The organism is uncultured Phocaeicola sp. (genome assembly GCF_948499155.1).
Lineage (GTDB): Bacteria > Bacteroidota > Bacteroidia > Bacteroidales > Bacteroidaceae > Phocaeicola > Phocaeicola faecalis.
Genome location: NZ_CAOOSE010000047.1, coordinates 1,601 through 12,969, shown reverse-complemented (window position 1 = coordinate 12,969; position 11,369 = coordinate 1,601). Strand labels below are relative to the sequence as shown.

The 11,369-nt window shown below is 42.0% G+C and carries 9 protein-coding genes, 1 tRNA gene and 1 pseudogene; 7 read left to right on the top strand and 4 right to left on the bottom strand.

Annotated elements, in window-relative coordinates; translation table 11 throughout:
* Positions 1–353 precede the first annotated feature (353 nt).
* On the bottom strand, positions 354–1,676 hold the full coding sequence (locus QYT14_RS18560) for a phage integrase SAM-like domain-containing protein (protein WP_008642473.1): 1,323 nt from the start codon (positions 1,674–1,676) through the stop codon (positions 354–356).
* Positions 1,677–1,782: 106 nt separating this feature from the next.
* Positions 1,783–1,854, bottom strand: a tRNA-Arg gene (locus tag QYT14_RS18555).
* 542 nt (positions 1,855–2,396) lie between these two features.
* On the opposite strand from QYT14_RS18555, the gene QYT14_RS18550 reads away from it, so the two are divergent.
* Together QYT14_RS18550 and QYT14_RS18545 are read left to right on the top strand one after the other, a co-directional pair.
* Positions 2,397–4,244, top strand: a complete 1,848-nt coding sequence (locus QYT14_RS18550; protein ID WP_237040550.1) for a 2-oxoacid:acceptor oxidoreductase subunit alpha — start codon at positions 2,397–2,399, stop codon at positions 4,242–4,244.
* A 23-nt stretch (positions 4,245–4,267) separates the two neighbouring features.
* On the top strand, positions 4,268–5,272 hold the full coding sequence (locus tag QYT14_RS18545; RefSeq protein WP_288325554.1) for a 2-oxoacid:ferredoxin oxidoreductase subunit beta: 1,005 nt from the start codon (positions 4,268–4,270) through the stop codon (positions 5,270–5,272).
* 114 nt (positions 5,273–5,386) lie between these two features.
* Here the strand turns inward: QYT14_RS18545 and upp are convergent, their stop codons facing one another.
* Positions 5,387–6,046, bottom strand: a complete 660-nt coding sequence (gene upp / locus QYT14_RS18540) for a uracil phosphoribosyltransferase (RefSeq protein WP_288325555.1) — start codon at positions 6,044–6,046, stop codon at positions 5,387–5,389.
* Between the two features lie 260 nt (positions 6,047–6,306).
* On the opposite strand from upp, the gene pckA reads away from it, so the two are divergent.
* Both pckA and QYT14_RS18530 read left to right on the top strand, forming a co-directional pair.
* Positions 6,307–7,914, top strand: coding sequence for a phosphoenolpyruvate carboxykinase (ATP) (gene pckA, locus QYT14_RS18535; protein ID WP_237040547.1), 1,608 nt, complete (start codon positions 6,307–6,309; stop codon positions 7,912–7,914).
* 105 nt (positions 7,915–8,019) lie between these two features.
* Complete coding sequence (locus QYT14_RS18530) at positions 8,020–8,670, top strand: nitroreductase (RefSeq protein ID WP_011964992.1); 651 nt, start codon at positions 8,020–8,022, stop codon at positions 8,668–8,670.
* 60 nt (positions 8,671–8,730) lie between these two features.
* Here the strand turns inward: QYT14_RS18530 and typA are convergent, their stop codons facing one another.
* Positions 8,731–10,533 carry a translational GTPase TypA gene (gene typA, locus QYT14_RS18525; protein WP_005844415.1) on the bottom strand — a complete coding sequence of 601 codons (1,803 nt, stop codon included), beginning with the start codon at positions 10,531–10,533 and terminating at the stop codon, positions 8,731–8,733.
* Between the two features lie 238 nt (positions 10,534–10,771).
* On the opposite strand from typA, the gene QYT14_RS18520 reads away from it, so the two are divergent.
* The 3 genes and pseudogenes from QYT14_RS18520 to QYT14_RS18510 form a co-directional block, all read left to right on the top strand.
* Complete coding sequence (locus tag QYT14_RS18520; protein ID WP_008781377.1) at positions 10,772–11,023, top strand: hypothetical protein; 252 nt, start codon at positions 10,772–10,774, stop codon at positions 11,021–11,023.
* 40 nt (positions 11,024–11,063) lie between these two features.
* Positions 11,064–11,210: a hypothetical protein gene (locus QYT14_RS18515; RefSeq protein WP_016271165.1), complete on the top strand. Its 147-nt coding sequence runs from the start codon at positions 11,064–11,066 to the stop codon at positions 11,208–11,210.
* A 93-nt stretch (positions 11,211–11,303) separates the two neighbouring features.
* Positions 11,304–11,369: pseudogene (locus QYT14_RS18510) on the top strand (30S ribosomal protein S15); the annotation flags it as partial.

The following is an 11,369-nucleotide window of genomic DNA, read 5'->3' as shown; positions in this document are numbered from 1 at the left end:
AAATAGGCTTGTAAATCACTGAACTATAACAGCTTACAAATTTTGCTTAGGCAAACGAAAAAAGGCTATATTTTTGCTTAGGCAAAATAACGCTTATAACACACTGTATTTCAATCATTTGCAAATTTTGCTTAGGCAAAACGCTATTTTTAGGCTTAAAAATAACTATTTATTTGATTATCAGAATATTACAATTTTTGCTTAGGCAAAATCATTTTGCTTAGGCAATTTGCTTAGGCAAAATCTGCAACTATCTGATTATCAGAGATAATACAGATTTAGAGGATAGATAAACACCTATTAAAATTTTGCCTAAGCAAAAATAGGCTTGTAAATCACTGAACTATAACAGCTTACAAATTTTGCTTAGGCAAAACACGCTTATTTTTGGGTATATACTTCTTTTCTGTTACATCATCCAAAGATAGCTTGACATAATCCAATACCTTACGGTTGGCAGCATCTATGCTGTCCCACGATTTCGCAATATAAATATCCGTCACTCTCATATTTTCGTCCACGTGGTTAAGAGCTGTGTGAACGGTGTATTTATCTACTCCGGCTTCATTGCTTGCAATGGTTGCCCATGTATGGCGTGCTGCGTAAAACTCCAAATCATCTATTCCCAAATCATCACCAATCTTTTTCAAACCCTTGTTAATTGCAGCCGTAAAGCTATCCACGCTTGAATACAGCTTGTAGAAATTAAAGACCCTTTGCCCGGTATGGTCTTTATATTTTTTCATAAGGGCTTTTAGTTCAGGCTCTATCCTCACAGATATTTCCGCTTTGTCGGCTCTCCGATTCTTTGTTTTTGTCCGTTGGTATGTAATTCGTCCTTTCTTCAAATCCGTACAAGTGTACAAATCTACCGCATTCATTCCGATTAAGCAGAAACTCAAAAGAAAGACATCCTTTGCGAGATTGTACCTGTTTGTCCCCGGTTGCATAATCAAAGAATAAGGCAGCTCCGAAAATTTACGAAGTAAATCCGTAGAAATAGCCCTTTTTCTTGTAACTGGAACTTTGGGAATTTCCACCCTCTTAAAAGGAGAATAGGGAATGCGTATCAGCCCGGCATCCTCATCGTTAAACTCTTTCTTTGCTCGGTTGTGTATGGCTCTTAGCTGGGATATATATAGGCTCTGTGCCCTTTCTCCGTGATTGGCTTCGGGTTTGGAACGTGCCGGATTCTCTTTTATCCACTTTATCCAATCATTGACAAACTTAACCGTGATTTCTTTTATGCTCACGCTATCCCTGCCAACAAAGCGTACAAGGTTGTTAATAGCTACTTGGTAAGAAAGCGCATTGCCTGTATGCCCGGTTTCCTTTAAGTGCAATATGTATTGACGGGCATAAGCCACTATATCCAAATCGAAGTGTTCCCCATTGTCGTTAGTGATTGCATCTACCACCTGCTCAACGGTCATGGATTTAAGCCGTTCCCCCATGCGGTCACAAATGGAACGGTATTTCTTTATCATATCATCGGTGGCATCTATGTACTTTTGGTTTTTCAATTTGAAAGTCGTGCGTGTCAAATCATCCTTTGTCACGTAGTAAGTGGTCGGGATGTACTTTTTCCTCTTTTGGTGTATAACCCTTATCTTTATATTATATGTGCCGTCAGCCCTTTTTTGGTGAGCGTACACCTCTGCTTTGAATGTAGCCATAATCTTTGTAGAACTATAGTAGAACTTTTATCCGCAAATATACCTATTTTTTGCTGTAAATGCTGTAAAAAAGAAGTCCACCCCGTAATGGAATGGACTTGAAAAGTAGCTCCGAGGGGAATCGAACCCCTATCTAAAATTTAGGAAATTCTTGTTCTATCCGTTGAACTACAGAGCCTTATGTAATAATTATCGTTATAACTTCCTTTTCTTATTTACTATAAATCTAAATTTTACTACCTTTGCATTGTTTGGAAGAACATACGTTTAGGAAACATCTATTCTATCCGTTGAACTACCAGGGCAACTTAACTTGCCTGCAAAGGTAGTCCTTTTTTGTTAAAACGGCAATATGAAAGAATGAAAAATATGAGAAAAAGGTATGGATAACAGGATGGGTGATTGTTTTGTCATTTTGAGGTCTTCAAACCCTGTATTGGTTTACTGATTTGCCGGAAGAGGTTTCATGTTGTTTGTAGAATGTGGGTAGGAATAATAATCTGTCAACTTTGGGGATGCCGTGCCGATGTCATATTGATAGCATTATATGCTATTAAACAGTTAATTATCTGCTTGTTTTCTTCGTTTGGAATTAAATATTGCTGTAATTTTGTGCACTTTGATAATCGCGCAGAGATAAATGACGGAATATTTTGTTTTTTGGCAGGACTTTCCGAACTTTGCGTGCAATGAATTTAATGTAACCCTAAATTATAAGTTATGGCAGATGAAATGATAGTCAAGGAGTTGGATCAGGTTGTGGTCCGTTTCTCAGGCGACTCAGGCGATGGTATGCAGCTAGCCGGAAATATATTTTCTAATATTTCGGCTACAGTGGGAAATGATATCAGTACTTTCCCCGATTATCCGGCGGATATCCGTGCCCCGCAAGGCTCATTGACAGGTGTATCAGGTTTCCAAGTGCATATTGGTGCCGGTAAGGTATTTACTCCCGGTGATAAATGTGATGTGTTGGTTGCTATGAATGCCGCTGCGTTGAAAACACAATATAAGTTTGCTAAGCCGACAGCCTGTATCATCATTGATACGGATTGTTTCCAAAAATCGGATTTGGACAAAGCGGCTTTCAAGACAGACAATCCCATTGAGGAAATGGGTATCAAGCAGGATGTGATTGCCGCTCCTATCTCGCAGATGGTCAAGGATTGTCTGGCAGATAGCGGAATGGATAACAAATCAATGCTGAAGTGCCGCAATATGTTTGCGTTGGGATTGGTTTGCTGGTTGTTCAACCGCGATTTGACAATCGCAGAGAATTTCCTGCGCGAGAAATTCGCAAAGAAGCCGGCTATTGCCGAAGCGAATATTAAAGTGATTCATGCCGGTTATGACTACGGACATAATACGCATGCTTCTGTAGACCACACCTATAAAGTGGAATCAAAGACAAAGGTTCCCGGAAAATATATGGATATCAGTGGAAATAAGGCAACAGCATACGGCTTGATTGCTGCTGCTGAAAAGGCGGGGCTTCCGTTGTTCCTCGGTTCTTATCCCATCACTCCGGCAACGGATATTCTTCATGAGTTGTCTAAGCACAAGTCGTTGGGTGTGACTACCGTTCAGTGTGAAGATGAAATTTCGGGTTGTGCCACTGCTATCGGTGCTTCATTTGCCGGTGCGTTGGCAGCGACTTCTACTTCAGGCCCCGGTGTCTGTCTGAAATCTGAAGCGATGAACCTGGCTGTAATCACCGAATTGCCTTTGGTGGTGGTTAATGTTCAGCGTGGCGGCCCTTCTACCGGTTTGCCCACCAAATCGGAGCAGACAGACTTGTTGCAGGCATTGTTCGGACGTAACGGCGAATCTCCCATGCCGGTGGTTGCTGCAGCTTCTCCCACTCATTGTTTTGATGCTGCCTATGATGCTTGTAAGATGGCGCTGGAGCACATGACTCCGGTTGTTCTGCTGACGGACGGGTTTGTTGCCAATGGTTCGGGTGCATGGAGGTTGCCTGACTTGGCGAGCTATCCGGCCATCAATCCGCCGTATGTGACTCCCGAAATGAAAGATAGCTATACTCCTTATAAACGTAATCCGGAGACCGGAGTGCGTTATTGGGCTCGTCCCGGACAGGAGGGTTATATGCACATTTTGGGCGGTCTGGAAAAAGACAGTGATACGGGGGCTATCTCTACCGACCCCGAAAATCATGACCTGATGTGCCGCTTGCGTGCCGAAAAGGTGGCAAAAATCCCTGTACCCGATGTGAAGGTGCAAGGCTGTGTGGACGACGCCGACCTTCTGATTGTGGGCTTTGGCGGAACTTACGGTCATTTATATTCGGCCATGGAAGAAATGAATAAGGCGGGAAAGAAAGTCGCTTTGGCTCATTTCGTACATTTGAATCCGCTGCCAAAGAATACGGCGGAAGTGCTGAAGAAATATAAGAAGGTAGTAGTGGCCGAACAGAGTCTGGGCCAGTTTGCCGGATATCTCCGTATGAAAGTAGACGGATTCGTTCCTTATCAATTTAATGAAGTAAAAGGTCAACCGTTTGTTGTCAGCGAATTAGTTGATGCTTTCACAGAGATTTTAAATAAATAATAACCGTAAAGAAAGTAAGAACTATGAGCGAATATACAGCAAAAGATTTTAAAAAAGGACAGCCTCGTTGGTGTCCGGGCTGCGGTGACCATTTCTTCTTGGCATCATTGCACAAAGCTATGGCTGAATTGGGAATTGCTCCTCATGATACAGCAGTTATCTCGGGTATCGGTTGTTCCAGCCGTTTGCCTTATTATATGAATACGTATGCCATGCAGACGATTCATGGTCGTGCGGCGGCCATTTCTACCGGTTGCAAGGTAGTTAATCCGAAACTTACGGTCTGGCAGATTTCAGGTGACGGTGACGGTCTGGCTATCGGCGGTAACCATTTTATTCACGCTGTGCGCCGTAATATCGACTTGAATATGATTCTGCTGAACAATCGTATTTATGGTTTGACGAAGGGACAGTATTCTCCTACTTCTCCCCGTGGGTTTGTCAGCAAGTCCTCTCCTTACGGAACAGTGGAAGACCCGTTCCATCCTGCCGAATTATGCTTTGGCGCACGCGGACGTTTCTTTGCCCGTGCTGTAGCAACGGATGGTCCCGGCACAGTGGAAGTGTTGAAGGCAGCTGCCAACCATAAAGGTGCTTCGGTTTGCGAAATTCTTCAGAACTGTGTGATATTCAATGACGGTACACACGAATCTGTGTACAATAAGGAAGGTCGTGCCAAGAATGCGATTTATCTGGAACATGGCAAACCGATGTTGTTTGGCGAGAACAAGGAGTTCGGATTGATGCAGGAAGGTTTCGGGCTGAAAGTGGTGAAGTTGGGTGAGAATGGTATCACTGAAAAAGATATTCTGATTCACGATGCCCATTGTATGGACAACACGTTGCAGTTGAAATTGGCTTTGATGGAAGGCCCTGATTTCCCGATTGCATTAGGTGTCATCCGTGATGTAGAAGCTCCTACTTATGATGATGCGGTTCACGAACAGATAGAGGAAGTTTCAGCTAAAAAGAAATATTATAATTTCCAGGAACTACTGATGACCAATGATATTTGGGAAGTGAAGTAAATTTCCGATAACGGAAATTACTTTTGACATATCGTCGGAAAAGATAAATGGTTAGTAATAAGCAGCGAATAGACTGCCGGTTACTAACCATTTGTTATTTATGACTGTTGGATGCTAAAGCTTCTCGCCAAAAGACAAGTCGCCTGCATCTCCCAGTCCCGGAACGATGTATTTGTGTTCGTCCAAAACCGGATCGATAGCGGCGCACCATAGCGTGATATCGTCACTTGGAAAGAGTTCCGCCATGTGCTCCACTCCCTGTTGGCTGGCAATGACACAGGCCATCTGTAATTGGGCGGGTTTGCCTTTCGTCAGTAAAGCTTTCCAGGCAAGCTCCATGCTTTCGCCGGTGGCAAGCATTGGGTCGACTAAAAGCAAAGTCTTGTCATTCAGAGAGGGGGCGGCGATGTATTCGATATGTACATCTACGATGCGGTGTTCGTCATCCTTGTAGAAACGGAACGCGGAAACGAAAGCATTGTCGGCATGATCGAACATATTCAAGAAACCGGTGTGCAGTGGCAGTCCGGCACGGAATACGGTGGCAATCACTATTTTGTCATCATGCGTACTGGCCGTGGCAGTTCCCAGTGGTGTCTGTACTTGCTTGACAGAATAGGTTAGTGCTTTACTCATTTCGTATGCCATGATTTCCCCTATTCTTTCGATATTTCTGCGGAAGCGCATACGGTCGTTCTGAACCTGTACATCACGCAATTCTGCCACGTATTGGTTCAGGAGAGAATTGCCTTCACTGAGATTGATGATTTTCATATCTATACTATTGTTATATTATTGACTCTGACCTGCAAAGAAACAAAATAAATTCCATATTTGTAAAGTGTAAATTGCATTTTTGTTACACAAATATAAATCTTTCACTATTACGGAAATTTTTCTCTAATAACTTCTTTTTTTTAAAATAAAGCACTAATTTTGTAGCGCCTTAGACAAGGGGATGTTGAAAAACATCTTCTCCCAAAATAGAGAGTAAAAATAACATTATACAATTAACCAATTTAAATCATTTAAAAATGGCAAATTTAGATTTAAGCAAGTACGGTATTACCGACGTGAAGGAAATTCTCCACAATCCTTCTTATGATGTACTTTTCGCTGAAGAAACTAAACCTGAGTTGGAAGGTTTCGAAAAAGGACAGGTAACTGAACTGGGTGCTGTAAACGTAATGACCGGTATCTATACAGGTCGTTCTCCTAAAGATAAATTCTTCGTTAAGAATGAAGCTTCTGAAGATTCAGTATGGTGGACTTCTGACGAATACAAAAACGATAACAAACCTTGCTCTGAAGAAGCTTGGGCTGACCTGAAAGCTAAAGCAGTTAAAGAATTGAGCGGCAAACGTTTGTTCGTTGTTGATACTTTCTGTGGTGCTAATGCTGCAACTCGCTTGAAAGTACGTTTCATCATGGAAGTAGCTTGGCAGGCTCACTTCGTAACTAACATGTTCATCCGCCCGACTGCTGAAGAACTGGAAGCTTACGGAGAACCTGATTTCGTATCATTCAACGCTGCCAAGGCAAAAGTTGAAAACTTCAAGGAACTGGGCTTGAACTCTGAAACAGCTACAGTTTTCAACTTGAAGACTAAAGAACAAGTTATCCTGAATACTTGGTACGGTGGTGAAATGAAGAAAGGTATCTTCTCTATCATGAACTACCTGAACCCGCTTCGTGGTATCGCTTCTATGCACTGTTCTGCCAACACTAACATGGAAGGCACTGACTCTGCTATCTTCTTCGGTTTGTCTGGTACAGGTAAGACTACTTTGTCTACTGACCCGAAACGTAAGTTGATCGGTGATGACGAACACGGATGGGACGACGAAGGTGTATTCAACTACGAAGGTGGTTGCTACGCTAAGGTTATCAACCTGGATAAAGAAAGCGAACCCGATATCTACGCTGCTATCAAACGTGACGCTTTGCTGGAAAACGTAACTGTAGCTGCTGACGGTAAGATTGACTTCACAGATAAGAGTACTACAGAAAACACTCGTGTATCTTATCCTATCTACCACATTGAAAACATCGTTAAGCCGATCTCTAAAGGTCCTCACGCTCATCAGGTGATTTTCTTGTCGGCTGACGCATTCGGCGTATTGCCTCCGGTATCTATCTTGAACCCTGAACAAGCTCAGTACTACTTCTTGTCTGGATTTACAGCTAAATTGGCTGGTACAGAACGTGGTATCACTGAACCGACTCCTACATTCTCAGCTTGCTTCGGTGCTGCTTTCTTGAGCTTGCATCCTACTAAATATGCTGAAGAATTGGTTAAGAAGATGGAAAAGGTTGGTGCTAAGGCATACTTGGTTAACACAGGTTGGAACGGTACTGGCAAGCGTATCTCTATCCGCGATACTCGTGGTATCATCGACGCTATCTTGGATGGTTCTATCGACAAGGCTCCTACTAAGGTTATTCCTTTCTTCGACTTTGTTGTTCCTACAGAATTGCCGGGTGTTGATTCGAAGATTCTTGATCCTCGCGATACATACGCTGACGCTGCTCAGTGGGACGAAAAAGCAAAAGACTTGGCTGGTCGTTTCATCAAGAACTTCGCTAAGTTCACTGGTAACGAAGCTGGTAAGAAGTTGGTTGCTGCCGGTCCGAAATTGTAATCTGAATTTTACAGATTTAACATATAAAAAGTGGTTCCTATCGGGAACCACTTTTTTTTATGCTTGAAAATGCCTAGATTTGTTGCAAACCAAATATGATAGCAAATGAAATTATTTAGATTAATGTTAGTTGGTGCAGGTATGTTCGTATTATGCAGCTGTACATCGCAAGGTTCTCAACAGAAGGAAGTTGTTACGGATAGTGTTTCCGTGAGTCAGGTAGACCCTGTAATAGAAACTATTATGAGCCGCCGTAGTATACGGAAGTATAAGCCCAAGGCTGTGGAACGTGAAAAAATGCAGACTATAGTGGAATGTGGAATCAATGCACCTAATGGAATGAATAAACAGTCATGGGAGGTTCGTGTAGTAGATAATCCGGAATTTATCAATGGTTTGACTGAAATTTTCAAAAAAGAAAATCCCAAAGCGGCAGAACGTCCGGGATTTCAGAATATGTTCAATAATGCTCCTACAGTAGTGTTTATTGCTAACGATCCTGCATATGATATGTCACAGATAGATTGTGGTCTGTTGGGTGAGAATATGATTTTGTCTGCTTGGTCAATGGGAATAGGTTCCTGCTGTTTGGGAGGGCCTGTGCGTTTCATGAAATCACCTGCAGCTGCCGAATATATGAAACAGTTGGGATTCAGTGAAGGGTATGAGTTGCTTTATGCGATTGCTTTCGGTTATCCCGATGAAATGCCGGCTGCTAAACCTAGAGAAGTTAGTAAAGTAAAGTTTGTAGATTAAATATAAAAAATCCCGAAGGTAATATGGTCTCCGGGATTTTTTATATTAAAGGTAGATTGATTAGCTTTTGTTAGCTCTCTTACGTTCTGTTTCGTCAAGAATCACTTTACGCATACGCATACTCTTTGGAGTAACTTCTACATATTCATCTTCCTTAATGTATTCCAATGCTTCTTCCAACGAAAATACTACCGGAGGAATGATGCGTGCCTTGTCATCAGAACCTGATGCGCGCATATTGGTAAGCTTCTTCGATTTAGTTACATTGATAACCAAGTCGTTTTCATGAACATGTTCACCTACTACTTGGCCGGCATATACTTCGTCTTGCGGATAAATGAAAAATTTGCCACGATCCTGTAATTTGTCAATAGCGTATGCAAAAGCTGTTCCGCTTTCCATAGCAATCATAGAACCGTTGCTGCGACGTTCTATCTCGCCCTTGTATGGTTGGTAGCATTTAAAACGGTGAGCCATGATCGCTTCTCCGGCCGATGCTGTCAGTACATTGGTACGAAGACCGATAATACCGCGCGAAGGCATATCAAACTCAATGTTTACACGGTCACCCTGTGTTTCCATAGAAACTAAATCACCTTTACGGCGGGTTACCATATCGATCATTTTACTGGAATATTCTTCGGGTACGCTGATCGTTAATTCTTCGATAGGTTCGCATTTTACTCCGTCTATTTCTTTGAAGATAACCTGAGGCTGGCCCACTTGTAATTCGTATCCTTCGCGGCGCATGGTTTCAATCAGGACAGAAAGATGAAGCACACCACGTCCTGAAACAATCCATTTACCGTCCTCCAGTTCGCTTTTGCGTACACGCAATGCCAGGTTCTTATCCAATTCTTTGGTCAAGCGGTCTTGGATGTGGCGTGAAGTCACAAACTTACCTTCTTTGCCGAAGAAAGGAGAATCGTTGATAGTGAATAACATACTCATGGTCGGTTCGTCAATGGCGATGGGGGGCAATGGTTCCGGATTTTCGAAATCGCAGATAGTATCACCAATTTCGAAGCCTTCTACACCTACTACAGCACAGATGTCTCCCGATGAAACGGCATTTGTCTTTTTACGTCCTAAGCCTTCAAAAGTATGTAGCTCTTTGATTTTAGACTTTATCAGACTACCATCACGCTTTGCTAGTGTAATATTCATACCTTCTTTCAGCGTACCACGATGTACACGTCCTACAGCAATACGACCTGTATATGCTGAATAGTCTAAAGAGGTGATTAACATTTGAGGAGTTCCCTCCAACTGCTTCGGTGCCGGAATATGCTCAATAATAGCGTCCAACAACGGAACCAGGTTTTCTGTCGGGGTCTTCCAATCAGTACTCATCCAATTATTTTTGGCAGAACCATAGATAACGGGGAAATCCAACTGATCTTCTGTAGCATTCAGGCTGAACATCAAGTCGAATACCATTTCGTATACTTCTTCCGGACGGCAGTTGGGTTTATCCACCTTGTTCACTACAACTACAGGTTTCAATCCGATCTGTAATGCCTTTTGCAATACGAAGCGTGTCTGCGGCATCGGGCCTTCGAATGCGTCTACCAATAAGATACATCCATCAGCCATATTGAGTACACGTTCTACTTCGCCACCGAAGTCGGCGTGTCCCGGAGTATCAATAATATTGATTTTTGTTCCTTTGTAGTTAATTGAAACGTTCTTTGAAAGGATAGTTATCCCTCTTTCGCGTTCCAAGTCATTATTATCCAATACCAGTTCACCATTTGTCTGGTCGTTGCGGAACAAATGTCCCGCCAGCATCATCTTGTCCACCAAAGTCGTTTTTCCGTGGTCTACGTGGGCGATGATCGCAATGTTTCTAATGTCTTGCATACTATACCTATATATTTGGCTGCAAAGGTACGATTTTTATTCTAAAAAATATTTGGCTGTTAACGATTATTTTTTATCTTCCGTATCTTCTTTACTTTTAAATGTAGAGGGAGTGGTGCCATAGAAATCGACAAAATGCTTTCTGAAGGTGGAGATGTCATTATAACCAACCATCTCATGACAGGTATCATGACATCCGTTATTACAAGATCCGGTATTAAGTATAAAGGAGAATGTTATGAGCAGCCTGTTAGAAATCATGGATAAAAAATCATGCGGTAAATGGTATGCCTATGAACAGTCTGCTTTTTATTTGAGCCGGATGATGCTTGAGCTTTCTTTAGACCGTTATGTGATGGAAAATGCTTTGTGGCTGGCAAGGGCGGAAATTGATGTAAACCGGATTTCTTGGGATAAAGTTATCAGTCATAGCCAATCCGAATATGTATTGCACTATAGGTTCCATGAGTGGCTGGTTGAAATAAAATAGCGATAGTTTAAAAAGGGTCCAGTCCGAAATTCGTGAAGAAATGGTTTCGGACTGGGCACTTTTATTCATCGGATGGAGAGAAATCGGGTTTACAATTTCATTCAATGTCAGTTGGGCAGCCTTTGCTATAATGTTCGAAGATATGCTGAAAGATGCGACAGTAAAAGAGATAGAAGATTATTTTTAAAATAAATCGCTCTAATTCATTGTGATATAAAAGATAATGTCTATCTTTGCACCTGCTAAATGAAAATTTTATATATCAAAAAATCTAAGAATTATGTATTTAGATGCAGCTAAAAAACAAGAAATCTTTGAAAAGTACGGAAAGTCTAACACTGATACT

Coding starts and splice junctions, on each gene's coding strand:
- QYT14_RS18545 (WP_288325554.1), top strand. CDS start 4,268: ATGAGCGAATATACAGCAAAAGATTTTAAAAAAGGACAGCCTCGTTGG.
- QYT14_RS18515 (WP_016271165.1), top strand. CDS start 11,064: ATGGTTTCGGACTGGGCACTTTTATTCATCGGATGGAGAGAAATCGGG.
- upp (WP_288325555.1), bottom strand. CDS start 6,046: ATGAAAATCATCAATCTCAGTGAAGGCAATTCTCTCCTGAACCAATAC.
- QYT14_RS18520 (WP_008781377.1), top strand. CDS start 10,772: ATGAGCAGCCTGTTAGAAATCATGGATAAAAAATCATGCGGTAAATGG.
- QYT14_RS18560 (WP_008642473.1), bottom strand. CDS start 1,676: ATGGCTACATTCAAAGCAGAGGTGTACGCTCACCAAAAAAGGGCTGAC.
- typA (WP_005844415.1), bottom strand. CDS start 10,533: ATGCAAGACATTAGAAACATTGCGATCATCGCCCACGTAGACCACGGA.
- QYT14_RS18550 (WP_237040550.1), top strand. CDS start 2,397: ATGGCAGATGAAATGATAGTCAAGGAGTTGGATCAGGTTGTGGTCCGT.
- QYT14_RS18530 (WP_011964992.1), top strand. CDS start 8,020: ATGAAATTATTTAGATTAATGTTAGTTGGTGCAGGTATGTTCGTATTA.
- pckA (WP_237040547.1), top strand. CDS start 6,307: ATGGCAAATTTAGATTTAAGCAAGTACGGTATTACCGACGTGAAGGAA.